This window comes from Micromonospora sp. CPCC 206061 (genome assembly GCF_036906915.1).
Lineage (GTDB): Bacteria > Actinomycetota > Actinomycetes > Mycobacteriales > Micromonosporaceae > Phytohabitans.
In genome coordinates this window covers 26,504-50,053 of sequence record NZ_JBAKHX010000027.1, presented here as the reverse complement: position 1 = coordinate 50,053, position 23,550 = coordinate 26,504, and the positions used below count along the sequence as shown (strand labels likewise).

The 23,550-nt window shown below is 73.3% G+C and carries 22 protein-coding genes; 9 read left to right on the top strand and 13 right to left on the bottom strand.

What is annotated here, in order from left to right:
* Window positions 1-22 precede the first annotated feature (22 nt).
* The 4 genes from V6V89_RS19635 to V6V89_RS19620 form a co-directional block, all read right to left on the bottom strand.
* Window positions 23-214: a (2Fe-2S)-binding protein gene (locus V6V89_RS19635; protein ID WP_334620620.1), complete on the bottom strand. Its 192-nt coding sequence runs from the start codon at window positions 212-214 to the stop codon at window positions 23-25.
* A gap of 57 nt (window positions 215-271) precedes the next feature.
* A complete protein-coding gene (locus tag V6V89_RS19630; RefSeq protein WP_334620619.1) occupies window positions 272-1,126 on the bottom strand; it encodes a deoxyribonuclease IV in 855 nt (284 codons plus the stop codon).
* Entirely contained in the window at window positions 1,117-3,051 is a 1,935-nt protein-coding gene (pknB, locus tag V6V89_RS19625; RefSeq protein ID WP_334620618.1) for a Stk1 family PASTA domain-containing Ser/Thr kinase, read from the bottom strand. Before pknB ends, V6V89_RS19630 begins: the two co-directional genes overlap by 10 nt.
* A gap of 65 nt (window positions 3,052-3,116) precedes the next feature.
* Window positions 3,117-3,713: a hypothetical protein gene (locus tag V6V89_RS19620; protein WP_334620617.1), complete on the bottom strand. Its 597-nt coding sequence runs from the start codon at window positions 3,711-3,713 to the stop codon at window positions 3,117-3,119.
* Between the two features lie 75 nt (window positions 3,714-3,788).
* Between V6V89_RS19620 and V6V89_RS19615 the strand changes: the two genes are divergently transcribed.
* Genes V6V89_RS19615 through V6V89_RS19605 form a run of 3 tightly spaced genes read left to right on the top strand, consistent with a single transcriptional unit; the run spans window position 3,789 to window position 4,733 of the window.
* On the top strand, window positions 3,789-4,133 hold the full coding sequence (locus tag V6V89_RS19615; RefSeq protein WP_334620616.1) for an Rv2175c family DNA-binding protein: 345 nt from the start codon (window positions 3,789-3,791) through the stop codon (window positions 4,131-4,133).
* 1 nt (window position 4,134) lies between these two features.
* Window positions 4,135-4,449, top strand: a complete 315-nt coding sequence (locus tag V6V89_RS19610) for a lycopene cyclase domain-containing protein (protein WP_334620615.1) — start codon at window positions 4,135-4,137, stop codon at window positions 4,447-4,449.
* The gene (locus V6V89_RS19605) at window positions 4,446-4,733 is read left to right on the top strand and encodes a lycopene cyclase domain-containing protein (protein WP_334620614.1); all 288 of its coding nucleotides are present in this window, start codon (window positions 4,446-4,448) and stop codon (window positions 4,731-4,733) included. Before V6V89_RS19610 ends, V6V89_RS19605 begins: the two co-directional genes overlap by 4 nt.
* Here the strand turns inward: V6V89_RS19605 and V6V89_RS19600 are convergent.
* Complete coding sequence (locus V6V89_RS19600; protein WP_334620658.1) at window positions 4,730-5,713, bottom strand: polyprenyl synthetase family protein; 984 nt, start codon at window positions 5,711-5,713, stop codon at window positions 4,730-4,732. The two genes, V6V89_RS19605 and V6V89_RS19600, sit on opposite strands and share 4 nt — an antisense overlap.
* Window positions 5,714-5,824: 111 nt before the next feature.
* Entirely contained in the window at window positions 5,825-7,336 is a 1,512-nt protein-coding gene (locus V6V89_RS19595; RefSeq protein ID WP_334620613.1) for a helix-turn-helix domain-containing protein, read from the bottom strand.
* A gap of 258 nt (window positions 7,337-7,594) precedes the next feature.
* Between V6V89_RS19595 and metF the strand changes: the two genes are divergently transcribed.
* Window positions 7,595-8,512, top strand: coding sequence for a methylenetetrahydrofolate reductase [NAD(P)H] (metF, locus tag V6V89_RS19590; protein WP_334620612.1), 918 nt, complete (start codon window positions 7,595-7,597; stop codon window positions 8,510-8,512).
* Between the two features lie 39 nt (window positions 8,513-8,551).
* The gene (locus tag V6V89_RS19585) at window positions 8,552-9,223 is read left to right on the top strand and encodes a CDP-alcohol phosphatidyltransferase family protein (RefSeq protein ID WP_334620611.1); all 672 of its coding nucleotides are present in this window, start codon (window positions 8,552-8,554) and stop codon (window positions 9,221-9,223) included.
* Here V6V89_RS19585 and V6V89_RS19580 read toward each other — a convergent pair.
* From V6V89_RS19580 to V6V89_RS19550, 7 genes are read right to left on the bottom strand one after another with little or no spacing between them, the layout of a single operon-like run.
* Entirely contained in the window at window positions 9,204-10,643 is a 1,440-nt protein-coding gene (locus V6V89_RS19580) for a phytoene desaturase family protein (protein ID WP_442935178.1), read from the bottom strand. The genes V6V89_RS19585 and V6V89_RS19580 overlap by 20 nt on opposite strands.
* A 1-nt stretch (window position 10,644) precedes the next feature.
* Complete coding sequence (locus V6V89_RS19575) at window positions 10,645-12,993, bottom strand: ATP-binding protein (protein WP_334620609.1); 2,349 nt, start codon at window positions 12,991-12,993, stop codon at window positions 10,645-10,647.
* 15 nt (window positions 12,994-13,008) lie between these two features.
* Window positions 13,009-14,067, bottom strand: coding sequence for a glycosyltransferase (locus V6V89_RS19570; RefSeq protein WP_334620608.1), 1,059 nt, complete (start codon window positions 14,065-14,067; stop codon window positions 13,009-13,011).
* A complete protein-coding gene (locus V6V89_RS19565) occupies window positions 14,055-14,774 on the bottom strand; it encodes a carotenoid biosynthesis protein (RefSeq protein WP_334620607.1) in 720 nt (239 codons plus the stop codon). The genes V6V89_RS19570 and V6V89_RS19565 overlap by 13 nt, the downstream gene beginning before the upstream one ends.
* On the bottom strand, window positions 14,771-15,316 hold the full coding sequence (locus V6V89_RS19560) for a GNAT family N-acetyltransferase (RefSeq protein WP_334620606.1): 546 nt from the start codon (window positions 15,314-15,316) through the stop codon (window positions 14,771-14,773). Before V6V89_RS19560 ends, V6V89_RS19565 begins: the two co-directional genes overlap by 4 nt.
* Window positions 15,313-16,014: a monooxygenase gene (locus V6V89_RS19555; protein WP_334620605.1), complete on the bottom strand. Its 702-nt coding sequence runs from the start codon at window positions 16,012-16,014 to the stop codon at window positions 15,313-15,315. Before V6V89_RS19555 ends, V6V89_RS19560 begins: the two co-directional genes overlap by 4 nt.
* Complete coding sequence (locus V6V89_RS19550) at window positions 16,011-16,499, bottom strand: YbaK/EbsC family protein (protein ID WP_334620604.1); 489 nt, start codon at window positions 16,497-16,499, stop codon at window positions 16,011-16,013. Before V6V89_RS19550 ends, V6V89_RS19555 begins: the two co-directional genes overlap by 4 nt.
* A 389-nt stretch (window positions 16,500-16,888) precedes the next feature.
* Here V6V89_RS19550 and V6V89_RS19545 point away from each other — a divergent pair, with 389 nt between their 5' ends.
* From V6V89_RS19545 to V6V89_RS19530, 4 genes are all read left to right on the top strand, one after another.
* Window positions 16,889-17,350 (top strand): SAV_6107 family HEPN domain-containing protein, encoded by a 462-nt coding sequence (locus V6V89_RS19545; RefSeq protein ID WP_334620603.1) that lies wholly within the window; start codon window positions 16,889-16,891, stop codon window positions 17,348-17,350.
* A 193-nt stretch (window positions 17,351-17,543) separates the two neighbouring features.
* The gene (locus V6V89_RS19540; RefSeq protein WP_334620602.1) at window positions 17,544-18,233 is read left to right on the top strand and encodes a GAP family protein; all 690 of its coding nucleotides are present in this window, start codon (window positions 17,544-17,546) and stop codon (window positions 18,231-18,233) included.
* Between the two features lie 27 nt (window positions 18,234-18,260).
* Complete coding sequence (locus tag V6V89_RS19535; protein ID WP_334620601.1) at window positions 18,261-19,844, top strand: DNA polymerase Y family protein; 1,584 nt, start codon at window positions 18,261-18,263, stop codon at window positions 19,842-19,844.
* A gap of 19 nt (window positions 19,845-19,863) precedes the next feature.
* Window positions 19,864-23,322 carry an error-prone DNA polymerase gene (locus V6V89_RS19530; RefSeq protein WP_334620600.1) on the top strand — a complete coding sequence of 1,153 codons (3,459 nt, stop codon included), beginning with the start codon at window positions 19,864-19,866 and terminating at the stop codon, window positions 23,320-23,322.
* Window positions 23,323-23,550: the final 228 nt, after the last annotated feature.

Below are 23,550 nucleotides of genomic sequence, written 5' to 3'. Positions count from 1 at the left end.
GTGAGCCTACGCCCTGAGCTAGTCAGGCAGCCATTGGCAGCAGCGTGTCGGCGGTGCTCTCCTCGTCGATCAGGTCACAGATGCGGTCCAGGCAGGTGCCACAGCCGGTGCCGGCGCCGCACGCGTCTCCGACGGACTCCTCGTTACGCGCGCCGCAGCGGATCGCGGCGCGAACTTCGCCCTCGCGAACCCGGGCGCAGATGCAGACGTACATGAGGAAACCCTTACTGTGGTTAGCCTGGCCTGAGTAAGGGTGCCCTAAAGAGTCGGGTCAGCGCAAGCGCTTCAGGAGTGTGATGTCGGCATCGTGCCCGACAAAACCCTCGGTGGGCGTTTCCACCACGACCGGCACGCCATCAGTGGCCGGATGCGTCATGAGCTCGGCAAACGCGGCCTCGCCGATCATGCCCTTGCCGATCGTCTCGTGCCGGTCGCGGGTCGAGCCGCAGGCGTCACGGGAGTCGTTGGCGTGTACGAGCCCGAGCCGGTCCGGGCCGACGGCGGTCACCAGCGCCTCCAGCGTCGCCGACATCCCGCCCGGTGTGGCGAGGTCGTGGCCGGCGGCCCAGGCGTGGCAGGTGTCCAGGCACACGCCGATCCACGGGTGCCAGTCGACCGCTTCCAGGTACGGCGTCAGGTGCTCGACCCGTGCGGCGAGCGAGCGGCCGCCGCCCGCGCTGGGTTCCACGAGCAGCTTCGGGCCGCTGCTGGCGGCCGCCTTGTCCAGCAGCGGCAGCAGCGCCTCGCGCACCTGGCGCAGCGCGGCCGCCGCGTGCCCCTCGTTCACCGCGCTGCCGGCGTGGAACACGACTCCCGCCGCGCCCAGCACCGCGCCCCGGTCCAGGGCGTGCGCCAGCGTCGCCGCCGACCTCTCGACCGTCGCCGGGGTCGGCGAGCCGAGGTTGACCAGCAGCGACGCGTGGATGTAGACGGGCACGTCACGCTCGGCGCAGCCGGCGATGAACGCCTCGTCCTGCGCCGGGTCGCCGGGAGACAGCGCCCAGCCGCGCGGGTTCGACACGTAGATCTGCGCGACCTCCGAGCCGGCGCCGTCGACGTACGGCAGTGCCGCCCTTGCCAGACCGCCAGCCGTTGGAGTGTGCGAGCCGACGCGTCTCAGAAACATCCCAGTACGACTTCGGTGCCGGGCGCGACCTGGTTGTTTTCACCCGGGTTCTGGAACCGGACGATGCCGTTCGGGTTGCCTTCCACCCGCGACGCGAGCTGCTGCTGCTGGAGCACCTGCTGGGCCTGCGCGCACGGCAGGTCGACCACGCGCGGCACGATGATCGCGGGCGGGCCCTTGCTGACCTCGAGCTTGATCTCGGCGTTGCGCTCGACGCCCGCACCGTCGCTCGGGCTCTGCCCGATCACCTCGTCTTTGGCGCGCTCCGAGTCCTTGTACTGCTCGACCACCGTGAGGCCGAGCTGCTGGAGCATGGTGCGGGCCTCGTTGATGTTCTTACCGATCACGTTCGGCACGGTGATCGGCGCCTTGCCCTTGCTCACCGTCACCGTGACCGTGGCGCCCGGCTTGACATCGGTGCCAGGTTTCGGGTCGACCGCGATCACGATGCCCTCGGGCAGCGTGTCGTTGAACTTCTTCGGGCCCTCTTTGACGACCAGCTTCGCCTGCTCCAGGTCGACCTTCGCCTGGTTGATGTCGGTGCCCACCACGTCGGGCACCTTGTAGCGCTCCGGGCCGAGCGAGAGCACCAACGTGATCGTGCCGCCCTTGACGATCCGGGCGGCGGCCGGCGGGTCCTGCGAGATCACCATGTCCTTGGCGACCTGCTCGTCGTACCGGCCGTCGGCGTATTTGATCGTGAAGCCACCCTTGACCGCCTGAGCGTCCGCCTCGGCCTTCGCCATGCCGGTGAGCTGCGGCGCCACCGTGTATCGGCCCATGCCGAACCACCAGCCGCCCAGCACGGCCAGCAGGCCGAGCACGACGATGGCGGCCGTGACCGCCGTGCGGCCGCGGCGCTGCGCCATGAGCTGGTCGCGAAGCGCCCGCGCCTTCGCGCCGAAGCCCTGCGGCGTCTCCGCGCGGCGCCGTCCGGGCTTCTGCTCCGGAAGGCGCGTCCACGGCGGGCGCTCCGCGACCACCGACGAGATCACCTGGGTGGGTGCGGACACCTGGCGCAGGATCGCGGTGCTTGCGTTCGACGAGGTGCCGAGGTCGTCGCGCACCTGCTGCACCTCGGCGAGCAGGGCACCGGCGTCGGTCGGGCGGGCGCCCGGATCGCGGCGGGTGGCCCGGGCCACCAGGTCGTCGAGCACGACCGGCAGGCCGGGGACCAGCGCGGACGGCGGTGGCACGTCGCGGTCGACATGCTGCCAGGCCACCTGCACCGGCTGGTCGCCGTCGTACGGCACGCGCCCGGTCAGCATCTCGAAGAGCACGATCCCGGCCGAGTACACGTCGGTGCGCGCGTCGGCGTGACCGTTGGTGACCAGCTCCGGTGCCACGTACGCCACGGTGGCCATCAGGTGGCCGGTTTCGTCGTCGGCGCTCGCCTCGACCGCCCTGGCCAGGCCGAAGTCGGCGACCTTGACCACGCTGTCGATCAGGTTGCTGGCGCCGCCGCTCGGCGCCTCGGCGACCAGCACGTTTTCCGGCTTGACGTCGCGGTGCACCAGGCCCGCCCGGTGGGCCGCCGCGATCGCCGAGAGCATCTGCTCCATGATCGCGAGCGCCTCGCCCGGGTTGAGCCGGCCGCGCTCGGCGAGCACGTCGCGCAGCGTGCGGCCGCGCACGTACTCCATCACCAGATAAGGCAGGCCGCCGTGGGTGCCCTGGTCGTAGACCGCCACCACGTTCGGGTGAGTGAGGCGGGCGATGGTCTTGGCCTCGTCGGTGAAGCGCTCGACGAACCGGGCCTCACGCACCTGGGCCGGGTTTATGATCTTGAGGGCGACGGTGCGCTCCAGGCGCTCGTCGACACCCATGTACACGGTCGCCATGCCGCCCCGGGCCACGCGACCGCGGATGCGGTAGCGCCCGTCGACTAGTGTGCCCAAGAGGGTGTCGGCGACCTGTATCTCCATCGGCAGGCAGTCTATGTGTCCGCCGGCCGTTTGTGTCAGCCGGCTGCGTCCAGTGGCAGGTTGTGTCAACCAGCCGGGGGTGGGTCGGCTGGTGCCGTCGTGGGGTCGGGGCTAGGTGCCGGCGACTCCGGGGCCGCCGTCGTGGGAGCCGGTTCCGGTGTGTTCACGACCGGCGGCGGCGACGTCGGCCGTGGGACCGGCGGGGTCACACAGGCGCACGTTGGGCTGGGTGCCGGCGGTGCCACACCGCCCGGTCCGGGCCTCACCGGCCGAGGGCTCGGCTTGCGCGGGCTGGTCGTCGTGCCGCCCTGCGCGGTCGGTGCGGTCGGCGACGGCGTGTTGCCCGCCGCCGGCTGCTGCGGCGTGGCCCCGGGTATCGACGGCGCGACTGCCGGAAGAGCGTTCGGCTGGCCGGCCGGCTCCTCGGCGGGCAGCGCCCCGAGCCCGGTCACGACCGCGAAGTAGGTGCCCGCGGCGCCGGCCAGTGACAGCACCCCGAACGTCGTCGCGGCAAGCAGCTTGCGCCGTGGGCGCTCGCTCGCCTCGTACTCGGGATAGAGCACGTCGGTCGTCACGTCCTCGGGCGTCGGCTCCGGCCGCCGCGCCATGTCGTACTGCAGCGAACGCCACGCGCCCGCCACCTCGCGGCCAACTCTCCTCACGGTCTCTCCTGTCGTAACGGCGCACCCGGTGAGGGGTGCTGGTGCCGGCCTCACCCGGCGTGGCAGGGTGAGCGGGTGAGCGAACCCTTGCCGCCATCGGACTGGCTGACCCTGCCCGAGGTCGCCGAGCGCCTCGACCTGACGATCAGCAAGGTCAACCAGATGGTCCGGGATCACGCGATGCTCGCGATACGTCGCGACGGCGTGCTGCGAGTGCCCGCTGAGCTGGTGGCCAACCACACCGTGCTCAAGCACCTCCCCGGCGTCCTCACGTTGCTGCGCGACGCTGGGTACAACGACGAAGAGGCGCTGCGGTGGCTGTATGAAGCCGATGACACGCTTCCGGGCGTACCGGCCGAGGCGCTCGGTACCGGTCGCGCCACAGAGGTGAAACGGCGCGCGCAGGCGCTCGGATTCTGACGTGCGCCACCTGACGTACCTGGCTGTCCTCGCCGGCTGCCTGGGCGCCGCGCTGTGGTTGGAGCCGGTGCTGCGGGTGGGAGTACTGCGCCAGTGGCGCCGCCTGCTGCTGACGCTGCTGCCGGTGGTCGTGATCTTCGTGGCGTGGGACCTGGCCGCGATCGCCGCCGGCCACTGGACCTTCGACCCGGCGCAAACCACCGGGGTGGTCCTGCCCGGCGGACTACCCGTCGACGAGCTGCTGTTCTTCGTCGTGGTGCCGGTATGCGCGGTCCTCGGGTTCGAGGCGGTGCGGAAGGTGCTGCGCGAGGAGTGACATACACGGTGGCGGCGCTGCTCGGGGTCGCCGGTGCGCTGGTCGTCGACCTGTTCGTGCTGCGTACCCGGCTCGTGCGGCGGCTGGTCTTCTGGGCGACCTACCCGATCGTGCTGGTCTTCCAGCTCCTGTCGAACGGGATCCTGACCGGGCGGGGCGTGGTGCGCTACGACCCGGACGCGATCATCGGGCTGCGGATCGCGTACGCGCCGGTCGAGGACCTGCTGTTCGGGTTCGCGCTGGTGCTGCTGACCCTGTCGATCTGGACCCGCCTCCGCCCCTAGACCGTGCGGGCTGTGGCCGCGGCCGCCAGGGCGAGCAGGGCTTCGTGGGCTTCGGGGGTCACAGGGGTCGACGACAAAGCTTCGAGGGCCTCGGCGGTCAGCTCGGCGATGCGGCGCTCGGTGCGGTCGAGCGCCCCGCACCCCGTGATGATCTCGCGCAGCTCGGCCACGCCGGCGGTGTCGAGCGTGGGATCACCGAGCCGCGTGGCCAGCACCGTCCGTTCGTGCGGGCCGGCGGTGTCGAAGGCCGCCGCGATCAAGTACGTGCGCTTGCCCTCGCGCAGGTCGTCGCCGGCTGGCTTGCCGGTGACCGCCGGGTCGCCGAACACGCCCAGCAGGTCGTCGCGGAGCTGGAACGCCTCGCCGATCGCCAGCCCGTACGCCGAATAGCCGGCCAGGATCGGTGATGGCGCGTCGGCGATGGCGGCGCCGAGCAGCAGCGGCCGCTCGACCGTGTACTTGGCCGCCTTCAGCCGCGCCACCTTGCTCGCCCGCTCGAACGACGTGTCTCCGGTCGCCTGGGTCAGCACGTCGAGGTACTGCCCGACGGTGACCTCCGTGCGCATCTCGTCGAAGACCGGCCGGGCCCGCGCGAGCGTCTCCGGGGGCAGCCCACCGGTCTGGAGCAGCTCGTCGGACCACACCAGGCACAGGTCGCCGAGCAGGATGGCGGCCGAGTCGCCGAAGCTGTCGGGGTCGCCCCGCCAGCCCGCTTCCCGGTGCCGCGCGGCGAACCGCCGATGTGCCGCCGGCTCACCGCGCCGGGTGTCGGACCGGTCCATCAGGTCGTCGTGGATCAGGGCACTGGCTTGGACGAGCTCCAGGGCGGCCACGGTGGCGACGACCTGGTCGGAGTCGATGCCCCCGGCCCCGCGATACCCCCAGTACGCGAAGGCCGGGCGCAGGCGCTTGCCGCCGCCCAGCACGAAATCGTCGAGGGCGTCGGCGACGGGCAGCAGCGCGTCGTCGACGGCGACCATCCACTCCCGTCGCCGCGTAAGGAACACCGCGAGTGCCTTGTCAACGCGGGACCGCACGCCGGCCAGGTCGGCGGCCGTCGCTGAGTTTTGGTTTCCCCGCACACGATGACGCTAGACGTTCACCTCCTTACCCGCGAGCGTGGTGCCGATCACGGCCCTAGCCAGATACGGGCGGCACGCGGCCACCAACTCGGTGTATTCGCGCGCCTCGGGAACGTGGCGGTGCGCGGCCAGCGGCACCCGTATCCGATCGATCTCTGCCGTGGCCCGCGCCGAGCCGGACCGTACGGCGTCGAGGAGCGCCCCGCCCGCTACCTCGCACGCGCGCTCGACCTCGCCGAGGTCGAGACAGGCCCGCGCCAGCCAGGCGCCGTAGACGGCGGCCGACCGCGGACCGGTGGCGTTGGTGAGCGCGGTCGTGAGCAGCGGCTCGGCCCGCAGCGGACGGCCAAGTGCCGCCAGGCAACGGCCCGCCAGCGCGGACAGCTCGGCGTCGCCGAGCCAGTACAGCCAGGGCGGGTCGTGGCGGGGATCACGCCGCAAGGCGGCGGTCTCGGCCGCCGCGAGCGCGGCGTGCGCCAGGCGTCGCTCGCCACAGCCGGCGGCGGCGATGGCCAACCGGTGCAGCAGGAGCGCCCGCAGCGTCGCGGACGCGCCGCGCCGGGCACCGGCCAGCGCCGTGCGCGCCAGGAGCAGCGCGTCACCGGACTCACCCTCCGCCGCGAGCAGGTGGCTCGCGGAGCCGAGCACGTGCGCCGCGAGCGGGCGGTCACCCGCCGCACCGGCGGCGACGAGCGCGATCCGGTATGCCGACAGGGCACCAGCGGCGTCGCCCGCGTCGGCGGCGACCCAGCCGGTGAGCTGTGCCGCCTCGGCGACCAGCGCGAGCAGCCCACGCCGGGCCGCCGGAGCGGTGCCCGGCTCGACCGTGGCGGCGAGCGCGCCGTCGAGCCGGCGGCCGGCCGGGCCGGCGAGGTCGGCGCCCCCGACGAGGTCGTCGAGGCGGCGCAGCTCGGCCACGGCGGCGCCTAGGTCGTCGGCCGTGCCGCACCGTGAGGGCGCTCCGACGCCGGGTTCGGTGCTGGTGGCCGTTTCGGTCGGTGCTTCGATCGGCGTTTCCGCGGGCCCTCTGGCGGGCGCTCCGGTAGCCGCGAGCCCGCGGGCCAGACCTGCGGCCACGGCGGCGAGGCGTGCGGCGGGCCCGTGCGGGTCGGTGGCCGGCCACCGGTCGGCGGGCCCGGGCCACCGGGCCGGGTCGACCAGCCAGGCGCGGGCCAGCCGCAGTAGCTCGGCCTGCCCGCTGGCGCTGGAGCCGCGGGTGGCACGCCGCGCCGGCCCGCGGCGTGCCAGCGCCGCGGCCGCGACCAGCTCGGGATGTGGCGTGTCGAGCACCACGGCGAGCCAGCCCAGCCAGAACTCACCCGGCACCCGCTCACCGCGCTCCCAGCGCGAGATCTCGTGTCGGCTGACAGTGGGCACGCCAGCCGCCGCGCAGAGCTGCTCGGCGAGGCGCAGTTGTGACCAGCCGCGCCCCATGCGCAGGGCGGCCAGCCGGGCGCCGAAAAGCTCCGGCGCCGTCGATCGTGTGCCGTCAGGGTCGTGAACATGTTGTCGATCGGACACGTGCATCTCCAGCAGCCTCGATGTGCTCGACGGTGCTGACCCCACGACCGTCCGGCGGCGCCTCGATCGAAGCGCCGCCGGACGCCCCCGTATTGCCGCACAGGTCGACCCGACCTCGCGCCCGGCCCTCGCGTGGACCGGACGGGACTCCCCGTGCTGGCGAGAGTTCTACGCCGGGGGTACGACGTTTTCGGGGGCGGCGCGCCACGAGTTGAGATGCGGGCGGGTCGCGATTGCGGGAGCCGATACAGTCGCACCGTGGCACTCGGACTCCCTTCCACCCTCCCCGGGTCGCAGCCGTCGATCGGCGAGCTGATCCGTGACGGCGGGCCGACCTTCTCGTTCGAGTTCTTCCCGCCCAAGACGGCAGAGGGTGAGCGCCTGCTCTGGCAGGCGATCCGCGAGCTCGAGTCGCTGCGCCCGTCGTTCGTCTCGATCACCTACGGCGCTGGCGGCACGACCCGCGACACCACCGTGGCCGTGACCGAGCGGGTCGCCACCGAGACCACGCTGCTGCCGATGGCCCACCTGACCGCGGTCAACCACTCGGTGGCCGAGCTGCGGCACGTGATCGGCCGGCTAGCCGGCGTCGGCGTGCGCAACGTCCTCGCTGTCCGGGGTGACCCGCCTGGCAACCCGATGGGCGAGTGGGTGCGGCACCCCGAGGGCGTGCTGTACGCCGACGACCTGGTCCGCCTGGTGAAGGAGTCAGGCGACTTCTGCGTCGGCGTGGCCGCCTTCCCGTACAAGCACCCGCGCTCGCCGGACATCGCGTCGGATACCCAGCATTTCGTGGCGAAGTGCCGCGCGGGGGCCGACTTCGCGATCACGCAGATGTTCTTCGACGCCGACGACTACCTGCGGTTGCGCGACCGGGTCGCCGCGGTCGGCTGCGATACCCCGATCCTGCCCGGCGTGATGCCCGTGACCAGGATGGCCACAATCGAGCGCTCCGAGCAGCTCTCCGGTGCGCCGTTCCCCCCGGCCCTGCTGGCGCGCTTCGAGCGGGTGGCCGACGACCCAGACGCGGTGCGCCAGCTGGGCATCGAGCAGTGCAGCGAGATGTGCGCTCGGCTGCTCGCCGAGGGCGTGCCGGGCATCCACTTCATCACCCTCAACAGGTCGACCGCGACCCGCGAGGTCTGGCAGCACCTCCAGGTCGGCGCGCGCGCCTAAGCCCCACCGCGTCTTCCGGCTCAGTTCATCGGTTGATCGATGGTGGGTAACTGGGACGGCTACGCCGTCGAGTGGGCACGGCTGCACGGCGGCTTCGACCCGCGTCGCGCCGGTCCGGCGGTGCGCCGGTGGCTGCACTCGGCGTACACGATGGGCTCGGTGCTGGCGCGCGTCGGGATACCGCCGGCGGCGGTCACCGGCGCCGGCGTGGCGCTCTCCGCGTCGGCACCGGTGCTGGCCGGGCAGTCGACCGGCCGGCTCGTGCTGGCGGCGGTGTTCGTGCTGCTGTCCGCGGTCGCCGACAGCGTCGACGGCGCGGTGGCGGTGATCTCCGGCCGCACCTCGCGCCTCGGGTACCTGTACGACTCGCTCGCCGACCGGATCAGCGAGGCGTGCTGGCTGGTGGCGTTCTGGGTGGTCGGCGCGTCCGCGCCGCTGGTCGTACTGGTGGGAGCGGTGTGCTGGCTGCACGAGTACGTGCGAGCGCGGGCGGCGGCCGCCGGCATGCGGGAGATCGGGGTCGTGACCATCGGGGAGCGGCCCACCCGCGTCGTCCTGGCCGTCACCGGGCTACTGCTGGCCGGAGCGTCCGGCCTGGTCCAGTCCGACCTCCCGGCCGGCGTCATCACCGTGATGAGCGCGATCTGGCTGACGCTGGCGTTGTTCGGGCTGGCACAGCTGCTCGCCGCGGTCAGGCACGCGCTTCGCTGACCACCATGCGGGCGACGATCTCGGCCGAGAGCAGCACCATCGGCAGGCCGCCGCCCGGGTGGGTGGAGCCGCCGACCAGGTACAGGCCGCGCACCGGGCCGCGGTTCGGCGTACGCGTCAGGCTGCCGGCGGTGCCGTAGATCGCGCCGCCGGGGGCGTGCGCGCCGTCGGCGAGGTCAGCCGGTGTGCGGATCTCGCGGAAGACCAGGCGGTCGCGCACGTCTGCGCCGCGCTCGGCCAGCACGTCCAGGATCCGGTCGGCGTACGCCTCGGCCAGCCCCGGCCGGCGCCAGTTCACCGCACTCGCCGCGGTGCCGTGCCGTGCCGCGTTCACCAGGACGAACCACGCCTCGTGCCCCGGCGGCCGCACCGCCGGATCGTCGGCCACCGTGACATAGACCGCGGGATCGGGTACTGGTCGCGCGCGCCGCCCCGGCCCGCCGAACACCGCGTCGAACTCGGCGTCGTAGTCCCGCGGGAAGTAGACAGTGTGGTGCGCCATGCCGGAGTCGCCGCGCACCCCGAGCAGCAGCACGAACCCGGCCAGGCTGCGGTCGGCGAGCCGGGCCAGGCGACTCGGCGTGTGCAGCAGCTCCCGATACGTGGTCAGCGCGTCCACATTGGACACCACGGCGTCGGCGGCCACCAGGTCGCCGGCCACCCGCACGCCGCGTACCCGGCCACCGGCCGCCTCGATCGCCGTCACCCGCGCGCCGGTCTGCACCACCACGCCCAGGTCGAGGCAGCGGGTCAGCAGCGCGTCGGCCAGCCCAGCGAGCCCACCACGCAGGTACCATCCGCCGAAGGCCATCTCGGCGTACGGCACCGCGAGCAGTGCGGCCGGGGCACGGCGGGGGTCGGCGCCCGCATAGGTGGCGTACCGGTCGACCAGCATCCGCAGCCGCGGATCGGCCACCCCGAGCCCGCGCAGCGTCTGCCCCGGCCGCACAGCCCACAGGTCCCGCAGCCGCCAGGCGAGCGGCGCCAGAGCCAGCGGCGAGCCGACATCGGCGCGCAGGATGTCTCGCCACGCGGCGCGCCACACCCGCTCCGCCCGCCGCCACAGCCCCGCCCACTCCCGTGCGGCGCCCGCTCCGAGCGCGGCGGCGATCCGCTCACCGAAGGCGGCCGGATCGCGGCAGGAATCCAGCACCGTACCGTCCGGAAACGCGTGCCGCACGATCGGGTCCAACGGCACCAGATCGAGCGGCCCGAGCAGGTCGGTGTACACCTGCGGCAGCGTCAGCAGGCCGGGCCCGGTATCGAAGACGAACCCGTCTCGCGCGAGCCGCCCAAGCTTTCCCCCAACCTGGCTGGAGCGCTCGAACACGGTGACGTCATGCCCGGCAAGCGCCACCCGGGCCGCGGCAGCCAACCCCCCGACCCCACCCCCGACGACAACAACCCGCACCGTCCGCACCCTACGGGGCGCTGGCGCGGGACAGGCGGGCTTTGATCTGTTCGGCGTCGGGGTGGGACAGGTCGACGAGGATGTGCAGGGCTCGGCGCCACGTCGATGAGGCGCCGTCCTGGTCGCCGGCCGCTGACTGGGTGTCGCCGAGGCGGGCCAGTAGGTCGGCCTCCTGGTAAAGGTGGCCGAGCTCGCGCCACAGGGCGTGTGCGTGTTCGTACGAGATGGCGGCTTCTCGATACCAGCCGAGCTCGTGTTGGGCGTGGCCGAGGCTGTCCCAGGCGTCGGCGGCGCCGAACCGGTCGTCGATCTGCTGGAGCAGGTCGAGCGCGCGCAGGCAGTACCCGACGGCCTCGATGTGGTGGCCGAGCCAGCTCAGCGACCAGCCGATGTTGTTGAGCGCGCGCCCCTGCCCGGACCGGTTTCCGGCCTTGATGAAAAGGTCGAGCGCGATTCGGCTGTGCCGAAGCGCGTCGCGGTGCCGGTCCTGCCGGACCGCCACCCAGCTCAGGTCGAACTCGATGCGGGCCTGACCGGCGTGGTCGCCGGTCGCGCGGTACGCGGCCTGTGCGGCGGTGAAATGCCGGATGGCGTCGTCTTCCCGCCCGAGGTGTACGTACGCCCGGCCGAGGCTGCGGTGCGCCGGTGCCGCCTCGGCGGGGTCGTCGAGGCGCCCGGCGGCCGCGATGGCCATGGTCTGGACCGTGGTCCAGCGGTGCCAATGACCGCGGCGTTCGAGGAAGTGGGCGAGGACGCGACTGAGCCGCGACAGGTGCAGGTCCAACCCTTCGGCGACCGCCGAGGAGGCGGCCGCGAACAGTACCGGCAGCTCGGCGTCGCACCAGGCGAGGGCGGCACCGTGGTCGGGGATCTCCTCGGGGGTGACGCCCGGCTGGGCCGGCGGGAGCGGGATGGGGTCGCGGTGCGGGTCGAGCCGGCGGTCGGCGGCGTGCCCGGTGTGCAGGTAGTGGTCGACGGCTCTGCGCGTGGCGGCGCGCCGCTCGTCGCCGGAGTCGACGGACCGGGTCAGTTCGGCGGCGTACGCGCGGAGCAGGTCGTGGCACACATAGCGGCCCGGTGCGGGCTCGTCGACCAGGTTGGCATGGGTCAGCTCGGCGAGCAGAGGGCCGGTGTCGGCGGCGGGGAGGGCGGCCAGGCTCGCCACGGCGGGTGCGCCCGCGCTGGGGCCCGGGTGCAGCGCCAGCAGCCGGAAGACCCGGGCGGCGGCCGGACTGAGCGCCTGGTACGACCAGGAGAAGACGGCGCGGGCGTCGGATGCCGGGTCGGCGCCGGCGAACGCGGTCAGTCCACCGCGCGCGGCCCGCAACTCGGCGGCCAGCGCCGTGAGCGTGAACTCGGGATGCAGCGCGGCGCGAGCGGCCACGATCGCGAGGGCGAGGGGCAGCCGCGTGCAGGCGGCGATGATGTCGTCGACGGCGGCTGGTTCGGCGGCGAGGCGGTCGGGGCCGAGGCGGGCGGCGAGGAGCTGGCGGGCCTCGGCGACGGTGAGCAGGTCGAGCCGGATCGGCCGGGCGCCGTCGGTGCTGATGAGGCCGGCGAGCTGGTTGCGGCTGGTCACGAGCACCCGGCACGCGGGCCCGCCGGGCAGCAGCGGGCGCACCTGGTCGGCGTCGCGGGCGTTGTCGAGCACGACCAGTACACGCCGGTCGGCAAGCATGCCGCGATAGAGCGCGGCCTGCGCGTCGAGGGACGCCGGGATCCGGTGTACGCCCAGCGCGTCGAGCATCGTCCGGATGGCCTCCGCGGGTGTGACGGGAGCGCCGACGGGGTCGAACCCGCGCAGGTTCAGGTAGTACTGCCCGTCGTAGAACCGGTCGGCGACCCGGTGCGCCCAGTGCAGCGCGAGCGCGGTCTTGCCCACTCCGGCGGTGCCGGAGACGGCCGTGATCAGCGCCATCGGGCTAGCCGGCTCGGGGTCGAGCAGGCCGTCGAGTGCGGCGAGCTGCGCGGCCCGCCCCGCGAACCCGGGCACCGGCGGCGGCAGCTGCCGCGACGTCGGGGCCGCCCGAGGCGCGCGAACCGGTGCGGGCGCCCGCCGGCCCTCCTCGACCCGGTCGCGGGCGGTCGCCAGCCAGCCCTGCTCGGTGGCGGTGGCGCCGAGCAGCCGGATCAGCACGTCGAACCGGTCGGTCGGCGGCAGCACCCGCCCCGCGAAGTACTCCCCGAGGATGCCCCGCGACCAGCCCGTCTTGGCGGCCAGCTCGCGGTAGGTGAGCGGGGTGGCGCCCTCATGCCGGGCCTCCCGGCGGCGGAGCTGGCGCAGCAGCGCGGCCAGTTCGGCCAGGGTCGTAATTCTCGATACGGCTTGCGGTGACAGTGGTTCGAGCCGGTCCGTCACGCCGACAGCATATAGTCATGTGTCGATCACCCGACCGCGCCACGCGAGCCGCCCGCGTCGCCGCAGGTAGACCGAGCGGAGCGCCAGCCATCCGAAGAGGACGACCGAGATCGGGTGGGCGAGCGCGTCCGGCCAGACTCGCCCGCCGGTCGCCCGCGCGGCGATGACCCGGCCCGTGACCCCGAAGACGTAGCCGGCCAGCCCGGCCATGGGTGCCATCGGTGCCAGGGCCGGTGGTAAGGCGTACAGGATGAGCAGCAGAAGCACGACGGCGGGTGAGATCGTCCAGAGCGACTTGGTGTAGCCCGCGTCGAGCTCACGCCACGAGCGATACATGCGGCAGGTCGCGACGCGTGAGCCGTCGGCGAGCGCGATGCGGCCGCCCGCGCGCTTGACGGCGCGCGCCAGCGCGACGTCCTCCACGACCTGGTCGCGTACGGCCGCGTGGCCGCCGGCCCGCGCGTAGGCCGCGCGGTCCGCGACCAGGAACTGGCCGCCCGCGGCGGCCAACGAGGGCCGCGGCGAGCGTTCCATCGCGCGTAACGGCAGGAACGTCAGCCACGACCACTGCAACAGCGGCTGCACGAGCCGCTCACCCGCCGTCCCCGCCACCATCATCGGGTACACGGACAGCATGCCGAACCCACCCGTGCGCAGCTGCGACACCGCGCCCGCCACGGCGTCCGGCGCGAGGACCACGTCGGCGTCGACGAAAGCGAGCGCGGTGGCGTCCGGTGCGAGGTCGGCCAGCTGCTGGCAGGCGTGCGGCTTGCCCAGCCAGCCCGCCGGCAGGGGCTCGCCGATGACGACCTCCACCCCGACGCTCCGGGCGATCTCGGCGGTGCCGTCGGTGGAGCCGTCGTCGAGCACGATGACGCGCAGGTCGGGTACGCCGCGCTGGGCGAGCAGGGCGCGCAGGCAGGGCTCGATCCGCTCGGCCTCGTCGCGTGCCGGGAGCAGTACGGCGACCTTCTCGGTCACGCTCGCACCACGGGGTGGCCGCCGCAGGAGGAGGGCGTTGACGGCGGTGTGCACGGTCAGCGCGGCCACCAGCCAGGCTATCAACGTCGCCATAGCTTCACGGCCAGTGGAATCGCCAGTGCGCCCATGCCGGCGGCGCCCCACGCCGCTGATGCGGGCAGGTCGAGGAAGACCGCGTGTGCGAGCACGCTCGACGCGTATGTCCAGAGATAGAGGACATGGGCGGGGGCGTCGTTCGCTTTCTCGGGTGCCGCGGCTCGGAGGGCGACCATCATCAGCAGAGCCACGGCGAGCCAGCCGAGGTAGTTGCCGATCGGCACGCCGGAAACGCCGGGCAAGGCCGGGTGGGGATCCGACCAGGTCCAGTAGCCCTCGGCGACCATCTGCGGGTCGAGAAAGAGGTCCCACGCGGCGAGCCCGACCGCGCCCAGCGCGACCCGCGACACCGTCCGGCGGGCCACCCGCAGCGCCGAGAGCCATGCCGGCCACGCCATCCAGGTCCAGGCGAGCGGGATGACCAGGGGCACGCCGGCGAGCTTCGGGCCGAGGTCGCCCGAGTAGGCGTACGCGCCGAAGGGGAAACCCGTCGCCACGCCCAGCGCCTCGACCGCGAACCCGCCACCGGCGGTCGCCGCGACCAGCCAGGCGGCGGTGCGGGGGCCGCGAGTTGCCCAGGCATGCGCGACCGACAAGACGAAGCCCAGCACGACCACCGCCACAGTGAGCCTGGCGCGGGCGTCACCGCTGGTCAGCGGGTACCCGATCTGCGCCAGGACCAGCGCGGCCAGCAGCCCGATCAAACAGGCCCTAGCGGCAGGGTCCTGCCCAGCACCGCGAACGCCCGCTCGTCGCCGGGGAAGCGGAAGTCGCGCAGCACGTCGACGAACTCGAAGCGCCGGTACAGCCGCCAGGCCCGGGAGGTGCGCTCGTCGGCCTCGGGGGTCGACAGCAGGGCGGTGCGGCCGGTGGCCATCGACAGCAGCGAGCGCAACTGCCGGGCGCCCACGCCGTGACCCTGGGCCGGCGGCCGGACGTGCAGCTCGACCACCTCGAAGCAGTCGGTCAGCCAGGTCTTGCGGCTCTCGTCGTCGAGCGCGCCACGCACCTGGTCGTGCCACCACTGCCCGCCCGCCGACGTGTAGCCGTACCCGAAACCGATCAGGTGGCCGTCGCGGGTCAGCGTGGCGACGGCCCGGAACCCGGGTCGCCGGACGTGTGTGGCTATGTAGCCGCGCCGGGCCTCCAGCAGCTCGGCCCGATACCCCATCGCCTCGCCGTACACGGCCACCACGTCGTCCAGCCGTCTGGCAAGGTCGTCCGGCTTCCACGGCACCAACCTCATGCGCGCCCGTGCCCTCCCTCTGACCAGCCCAACACACTACGGTCGCCCACCACGTCGAGCACCGCGAACCGGGCGAACAGGTCTTCCGCGTACCACCCTTCGGTGGAGGTGCGGATGATCGCCGCCCGGTGCTCCGGGTGACGGTACGCGAACCGGGCGAGGTATGCCGCGTTGCGCCACACGCTCACCGTGCCCTGCCATCCGATGGGCGCCTCACCCACACCGAAGTGCGCGAGCAGGCCGGGCGCTTCGTCGACGGCGGCGGCGACCGGCGGCACGGCCCGCCAGAACGTCACCGCCTTGCGCGGTCGCAGCCGGGCACGGGTGAGGGCGAGCACCATCTTCTCTTCGTCGGGGCCCGGGTCGCCGAAAGGCTCGCGGCCCGACCAGCGCCCGTGCGCTTTCACCAGGCGCAGGTCGAGGCGCGCGGACGCCGTGGCGATCCGGGCCCAGCCGCGGGCGGCCGCCGTCGAGTCGAAGCCCGCCGCCGCGTCCGGGCCGTCCCAGACCACCAGTGCCGCGTACCGGGTGAGGTCGGCGTCGCGGACCGCGAAGCCGGTGCCCGTGCCGAGCATCTTGGCGAAGCGCACCCCCGGGGTGGCGCGCAACCGTCGCGGGTCGCGCGCCATCCGGCCGAACGCCAGCGGTACCGCGCGCCGCGGCACCCGCCACACGTGCAGTGTTGCCAGGAACTTCACGCCACCTCGGCGGGTGTGCCGGCGGTGACGCGGAGCAGTTCGGCATACGTGGTGGGGAACACGGCGCGCGGGACCCCGCCGGCGGCCCAGATCTCCGGGTACCCGGCCAGCGCGGTGTCGACCAGCGTGCGCACCGGCTTGGGGTGCCCGAGCGGTGCCACGCCGCCGATCGCCTGGCCGGTGTGCGTGCGGACGAACTCAGGGGTGGCCCGCTTCAGCGCTCCCAGCCCGAGGTCGGCGGCGACCTTGGCGGTGTCGACCCGGTGGCCGCCGGAGGTGAGCACCAGCAGCGGCTCGCCGTCCGCGTCGAAGATCAGCGAGTTGGCGATCTGGCCCACCTCGACGCCGAGCGCCGCGGCGGCCGCGGCAGCGGTGTGTACCGCGTCGGGCAGCATCCGCACCTGGCATGGCTGTCCTGCGGCATCGGTGGCGTCGGCGCTCTCCAGCGCGTCCTGTACGGCCTGGACGTTGGGATGAGTTGGCATGGTGACCATCTTGCGCCGCGTGGGGGGTGTTCGGCGTTGCGTTTTTGTCGTAGGGGAGGTGTACTGTCATTGGTGGTTCGAACGGCTGTTCGAATCGCTCGGGAGGGGTGGCACGGTGATGTCGTGCCGCACCGCCGCTTCCGAGGGCGGTTTGCGGAAACCGCACGCGGGTCCGGACATTCGCGGGTCCTGGACCCACAGGCAGGGCCGTCACCCGCTGCCCCCCGACCCCCGGGCAGCGGGCGACGGACCAGCCGGCTCAGCCGGTCGGGTGTGAGGTGGGGAAGCGTTCACGCCCGGCCGGCGAGCGGTCCGAGTCGCCACGCGCAGCCCGCGAGTCGGACTGCGAGTACGCCGTCGAACTGAAGATCGCCCGAGGAGAAAATCCCATGCCGACCAGTACGGCTCAGGCACCCACCGTTCCGGCCCACGTGCTCCCGCACCGCACCCCGGCCGAGCTGCTCGTTCTCGCCCGGCGCGGCCTCGACGAGGCGGCGCAGACGCGCGCCGACGGCCTGCGCTACGCGGCCGCGCACCTCGCCGCCCTGCGCGCCGCCGCGGCGGTGCTCGCCGCTCGCGCGCAGCCCACGCCCAGCCGTCGCAACAGGGTGACCAGCGTCTGGACCTTGCTGATCATGGTGGCTCCCGAGTTGCGCGAATGGGCCACCTATTTCGCCGCCGGGGCGAGCAAGCGCGCCGCCGCCCAGGCGGGCATCCCGCGAGTGGTGACCGCCCGCGAGGCCGACGACCTGCTCCGTGCGGCCGAGCAGTTCGTGGCGGTGGTCGAGGTCGCGCTCGGCGTGGCACACCAGCCCGCTCTCGACGGCATTGCCAGCGAGCTAGCGGCCTGACGGCCCGGGGCCGGCGCCGCCTGGACTGAGCGACGCGCCGACGAAGTCGGTGCGCGGCGTGAGGGAAGGCGGCGCCATAGAGGCCCCGGGCCGTCAGGCCGCCAGTAGCACTGCCTGATCCGCCAAACGATGTACCGCGGTTTCGTCATCCGAGCCGACGGATGGGCGAATTCCCGCAACTAGCGTTTTCCATGTGAGTTCCACACTGCTGCTTTCGCTGGCCGGCCTGGCCCTGCTCGACAGCACGAGCATCGGCACGCTCTTCATCCCGATCTGGCTGATGCTGGCGCCAGGGCGGGTCCGGGCCGGTCGCATCCTGGTCTACCTGGGCACCATCGCGGTGTTCTACTTCGCGGTGGGCGTGCTGATCCTGCTCGGCGCCGACTCGATCGCAGGGTGGGCCGACGGTGCGCTCGACAGCCCGGTCGCCCTGTGGATCCAGCTGGGCATCGGTGTGGGCCTCTTCGCGCTGAGCTTCCGGTTCGACTCCAAACGGCGCAAGCCGGGCGGCGGCGTGACCCGGTGGCGTGAGCGGGTCACGGCGGGCACGGGATCGACGGGGTGGCTGGCAGGGCTGGCGCTGCTGGCGGCGCTCGCCGAGGTGGCGACCATGCTGCCGTACCTGGGCGCGATCGGGATGATGACCACCTCCGACGTCGGCGGGGCAACGGTGGTGGGGCTGCTGGCCGCCTACTGCGTGGTCATGGTGCTGCCGGCCGTGGTCCTGCTGGTGGGGCGGCTCGCCGCCCGGTCGCTGATCGAGCCGCTGCTGCAACGGCTCAACAAGTGGATCACCGACAAGGCGGGTAACGCCACGGGCTGGATCCTCGGCATCGCCGGTTTCCTGGTGGCCCGCGACGCCATCGCCCGACTGTTCACTTGAGTCGAACGTATGTTCTAGACTCGGCAGGTGCGTACGCTGCTGGTCTGGTGCCCCGACTGGCCCGTTCTCGCCGTCGAGATCGTCGAGGGCATCCCGGCGACCGACCCGGTGGCCATCCTCCACGCCAACCGGGTGATCGCCTGTTCCGAGGCCGCCCGCGCCGCTGGCGTACGCCGTGGGCTGCGCAAGCGCGAGGCGCAGAGCCGCTGTCCCCGGCTGACCGTGGTCGAGCACGACCCCGACCGCGACGCGCGGGCGTTCGAGCCGGTGGTCGCCGCGGTCGAGCAGGTGGTGGCCGGCGTCGAGGTGGTACGCCCCGGTGCGTGCGCGCTGGCCGCTCGCGGGCCGGCCCGGTACTTCGGCGGTGAGGAGCGGGCCGCCGAGCGGATCGTCGAGCAGGTCGCGCAGGCGTGCGGGGTGGAGTGCCAGGTCGGCATCGCCGACGGCGTGTTCGCGGCCGGGCTGGCCGCGCGCGACGGGCAGCTGGTGCCGGCGGGTGAGACCGCGCGGTTCCTCGCCGGACTGCCCGTCGAGGCGCTCGACAGGCCGGAGCTGACCGGGCTGCTGCGCCGACTCGGTGTGCGTACCCTCGGAGACTTCGCCGCCCTGCCAGCCGGCGACGTGCTCGCCCGGTTCGGGTTCGACGGCGCGCTGGCCCACCACCAGGCCGCGGGGCGCGACCACCGCCCGCTGGCCGTCCGCCGGCCGCCACCCGACCTCGACGTCACCGAGACGTACGACGAGCCGCTCGACCGGGTCGACACGGCCGCTTTCGTCGCCCGGGCGCTGGGCGAGCGGCTGCACGCCACCCTCGCCGGATACGGGCTGGCGTGCACCCGGCTCGCGATCGAGGCGGTGACCGCGAACAGCGAGGAACTGCACCGGGTGTGGCGGCACGACGGCCTGCTCACCGCGGCGACCATCGCCGACCGGGTGCGCTGGCAGCTGGGTGGCTGGCTGACCGGGCGCGACCGGCCCAGCGCGGGCATCCTCCGGCTGCGGCTGATCCCCGACGGGGTGCTCGCCCACGCCGGGCTGCAGCCAGGGCTCTGGGGCGAAACGGGTGAAGAGCGCGAGCGGGCGCAGCGGGCGATGAGCCGGGTGCAGGGCATCCTCGGGCCCGCGGCGGTGGTCACCCCCGTGCCCGGTGGCGGGCGTGGCACCGCCGACCAGGTGCGCATGGTGCCCTGGGGCGACGAGCGCACGCCCGCCCGGCCAGCGGATCCGCCGTGGCCGGGCCGGATCCCGCCGCCGCAGCCGGTGACGGTGTACTCGCAGTTCGACGCGCGGGCTGCGCGTGGCGACTCGGACCGCTCGCCGTCTGGCTCGCCGCCGGTCGCGGTCCACGACGAGGCCGGCGAGCCGGTGATGGTGACCGCCCGGCTGGCGGTCAGCGCGCCGCCGGCCCGGGTCGCGATCGGCGCTCGCGGTGGAGCTCTCGGCGGCACTGAGGTCACCGGCTGGGCCGGCCCCTGGCCGGTCGACGAGCGGTGGTGGGCGCCCGCCGAGGGTGGCCGCCGCGCCCGTCTCCAGGTGGGCCTGTCCGACGGCCGAGCCCTGCTCCTGTCTTTGGCGAGCGGCGTGTGGACGGTGGAGGCCATCTATGACTGAGCGGGGGCGGTGACGCCGGATGGGGTGGCACAATCCGCCAGTACCGTGGGGAGAGCTGGAACGGACGCTCTCAGGGCGACCACCCGTGGTCGACCCGCTGGCGGCGGGCGGCGACGGCGGCGACTCCGCGGCCTTCAGCCGCAAGCGCCCGGCCTACGAGGCACCGGCGCTGGTCCGCACGCGCGGCACCGTGCCGTACGCGGAGCTGCACTGCCACACCAACTTCAGCTTCCTCGACGGCGCCAGCCACCCCGAGGAACTGGCCGAAGAGGCGGTCCGTCGCGGGCTCAGCGCGCTCGCGGTGACCGACCACGACGGGTTCTACGGCGTGGTGCGGTTCGCCGAGGCGGCCCGCGGGCTGGAGCTGCCCACCGTCTTCGGCGCCGAGCTGTCGCTGGAGCTGCCCGGCCCGCAGCCGGGGTCCCCGCGAAAACGCGGAGCGTTTTCGGGGGGTGGCAACGGCGAGCCAGACCCGGCCGGGCGGCACCTGCTCGTGCTGGCGCGCGGCCCCGACGGGTACGCGGCGATCGCCCGCACCACCAGCCGCGCGCACCTGCGCGGCGGCGAGAAGGGGCGGCCGGTCTACGGCTCGCTGGAAGACGTGAGCCGCGCCCTGAACGGGCAGGTGCTGGTGCTCACCGGCTGCCGCAAGGGGCACGTGCCGGCGGCGTTGCGGATCGGAGGCCCGGCCGCCGCTGCCCGCGAGCTCGACCGGCTGGTCGAGGTGTTCGGGCGCGACAACGTCGCGGTCGAGCTGACCGACCACGGCGACCCGCACGACGGCGACCGCAACGAGGCGCTCGCCGCGCTCGCCGCCGCGGCGGGGCTGCCCGCGGTCGCCACCAACAACGTCCACTACGCCACGCCCGGGCGGCGCAAGCTGGCGACCGCTCTGGCGGCGGTACGCGCGCGGCGCAGCCTCGACGAGATCGACGGCTGGCTGCCGGCGGCGGCCACCGCCCACCTGCGCGACGGCGACGAGATGGCGGCCCGGTTCGCTGGCTACCCCGGCGCGGTCGAGCGGGCCGCCGAGTTCGGCGCCGAGCTGGCCTTCGACCTCAAGCTCGTCGCTCCCAACCTGCCCGACTACCCGGTGCCGCCGGAGCACGACGAGATGAGCTGGCTGCGGCACCTCACGATGAAAGGGGCGCTGGTCCGGTACGGTCCGCCGGCCGCCAACCCCGACGCGTACCGGCAGATCGAGCACGAGCTCGACCTGATCGAGCGGCTCGGCTTTCCGGGCTACTTCCTGATCGTGTACGACATCGTGACGTTCTGCCACGACGAGGGGATCTTCTGCCAGGGGCGCGGATCGGCCGCCAACTCGGCGGTCTGCTACGCGCTGCGCATCACCAACGTCGACGCGGTGCAGCACGGGCTGCTCTTCGAGCGCTTCCTGGCGCCCGAGCGCGACGGGCCGCCCGACATCGACGTCGACATCGAGTCCGACCGGCGGGAAGAGGTCATCCAGCACGTCTACAAAAGGTACGGCCGGGAGCACACCGCGCAGGTCGCCAACGTGATCTCGTACCGGCCGCGGTCGGCGGTGCGCGACATCGCGAAGGCGTTCGGCTTCTCGCCCGGCCAGCAGGACGCGTGGAGCAAACAGATCGACCGCTGGGGGTCGAATGTGCCAAGTCGCGGTGCTGGCGTCGCTGGGCGGCCGCAAGTTTGGTCGCACCTCGACCTGAGCGACTCGGCACATTCGCAGGTCGCGGCCGTCGACGTCGACGGCATCCCAGGGCGGGTCATCGAGTACGCCAACGAACTCCAGACGTTCCCTCGGCACCTGGGGATCCACTCCGGCGGCATGGTGATCTGCGACCGGCCGGTGATCGACGTGTGCCCCGTCGAGCACGCGCGGATGCCAGGGCGCACGGTCCTCCAGTGGGACAAAGACGACTGCGCGATGGCCGGGCTGGTCAAGTTCGACCTGCTGGGGCTGGGGATGCTCTCCGCGCTGCGATACGCCTGCGAGATGATCGACTCCGACCTGGACCTGAGCACGATGGCGCTCGACGATCCCGAGATCTACGACATGCTCTGCCGAGCCGACTCCGTGGGTGTGTTTCAGGTGGAGAGCCGCGCGCAGATGGCCACCCTGCCCCGGCTCAAGCCCCGCGAGTTCTACGACCTGGTCGTCGAGGTGGCGCTGATCCGGCCCGGCCCGATCCAGGGCGGCTCGGTGCACCCGTACATCCGGCGCAAGAACAAGCAAGAGAAATGGGACTACCCGCACCGGCTCATGCGCAACGCGCTGTCCAAAACCCTTGGCGTGCCACTCTTCCAAGAGCAGCTCATGCAGCTCGCCATCGACGTGGCGGGGTTCAACGCGTCCGAGGCCGACCAGCTGCGCCGGGCCATGGGCTCGAAACGCTCCAACGAGCGGATGGCGGCGATCCGCGACCGGCTGTACGCGGGCATGGCCGAGCGCGGCATCACCGGCGAACTGGCCGACGACATCTACCTGAAGCTCTCGTCGTTTGCCAGCTTCGGCTTTCCGGAGAGCCACGCCATCAGCTTCGCCTACCTGGTGTACGCCAGCTCCTGGCTCAAGCGGTACCACCCAGGGCCGTTCCTCGCCGCCTTGCTCAACGCCCAGCCGATGGGCTTCTACTCACCACAGACCCTGGTCGACGACGCCCGGCGGCACGGCGTCGAAGTACGCCGCCCCGACATCAACGCCAGCGCCGCCAAAGCCACCCTGGAGTCCACACCCGACACCCGGTGGCGTGGCGCACCCGGCGAGCCGCCTCACCAGTGGGGGCTGGGCGGTCCCACTGTCCGCCTCGGACTGTCCACAGTGCGCACACTCGGCGACGGCGTTGCCGACCGGATCGAGGCGGAGCGGGCCGCCGGTGGGCCGTACCGCGACATGGTCGACCTGGCCCGCCGCGTCGGTCTCACCGCCGGGCAGCTCGAAGCGCTGGCCACCGCCGACGCCTTCGCGTGCTTCGGCCTCGACCGGCGCGAGGCGCTGTGGGCGTCCGGCGCCGCCGCCCAGGAACGCCCCGACCGCCTGCCCGGCACCACCACCGGCGCCAACCCGCCCCCGCTGCCCGGCATGGACGCCGTCGACCGGCTCGTCGCCGACGTGTGGGCCACCGGCCTGTCGCCGGAGAGCCACCCGGTACGGTTCATCCGGCCGAGGCTCGACGAGGCCGGCGCAGTGCCGATCGCGCGGCTCGGCCTGATCGAAAGCGGGCGGCAGGTGCGGGTCGGCGGCATCGTGACGCACCGGCAGCGGCCGGCGACGGCGGGCGGCATCACGTTCATGAACCTGGAAGACGAGACCGGCATGCTCAACGTGACATGCACGCCGGGGCTGTGGCTGCGCTACCGGAAGGTGGCCCGCACCAGCAACGCCTTGCTGGTGAGAGGCCGCCTGCAAAAGCACGAGGGCGTCATCAACCTGACGGCGGACCGCTTGGACCCGGTCCCCGCCCCGGTCATCCCGCGCTCCCGCGACTTCCGCTAACGCGCCTGTCCCTGTGGGCGCTGTGGCGCGCTCCGCGCGCTGGTGGCGCGCTGTGGCGCCCCTCCTCCCGTCGATCAAGGGCAAATGCACGTGGTTGGATCTCTTTTCCGCGTGCGTTTGGCCTTGATCGACGGAAATGGCCTTGATCGGCGGGCCGGCGTCGCGGAGAGGGCGCGGTTGCGCGCCGCGTCGTCTCAGCGGGCCGTGCCCGCTGTGCGCGGTGCCTGC

What these genes read in the sequence shown, in the direction of transcription:
- V6V89_RS19635 (WP_334620620.1), bottom strand. Translation starts at nt 214, where the DNA reads ATGTACGTCTGCATCTGCGCCCGGGTTCGCGAGGGCGAAGTTCGCGCC.
- V6V89_RS19630 (WP_334620619.1), bottom strand. Translation starts at nt 1,126, where the DNA reads ATGTTTCTGAGACGCGTCGGCTCGCACACTCCAACGGCTGGCGGTCTG.
- pknB (WP_334620618.1), bottom strand. Translation starts at nt 3,051, where the DNA reads ATGGAGATACAGGTCGCCGACACCCTCTTGGGCACACTAGTCGACGGG.
- V6V89_RS19600 (WP_334620658.1), bottom strand. Translation starts at nt 5,713, where the DNA reads ATGGTCGCCGTCGACGACGCGCTGCTGCCCGTCGCCGACGCCCTCGAC.
- V6V89_RS19585 (WP_334620611.1), top strand. Translation starts at nt 8,552, where the DNA reads ATGGTGGGTAACTGGGACGGCTACGCCGTCGAGTGGGCACGGCTGCAC.
- V6V89_RS19570 (WP_334620608.1), bottom strand. Translation starts at nt 14,067, where the DNA reads ATGGCGACGTTGATAGCCTGGCTGGTGGCCGCGCTGACCGTGCACACC.
- V6V89_RS19560 (WP_334620606.1), bottom strand. Translation starts at nt 15,316, where the DNA reads ATGAGGTTGGTGCCGTGGAAGCCGGACGACCTTGCCAGACGGCTGGAC.
- V6V89_RS19550 (WP_334620604.1), bottom strand. Translation starts at nt 16,499, where the DNA reads ATGCCAACTCATCCCAACGTCCAGGCCGTACAGGACGCGCTGGAGAGC.
- V6V89_RS19545 (WP_334620603.1), top strand. Translation starts at nt 16,889, where the DNA reads ATGCCGACCAGTACGGCTCAGGCACCCACCGTTCCGGCCCACGTGCTC.
- V6V89_RS19530 (WP_334620600.1), top strand. Translation starts at nt 19,864, where the DNA reads ATGGGGTGGCACAATCCGCCAGTACCGTGGGGAGAGCTGGAACGGACG.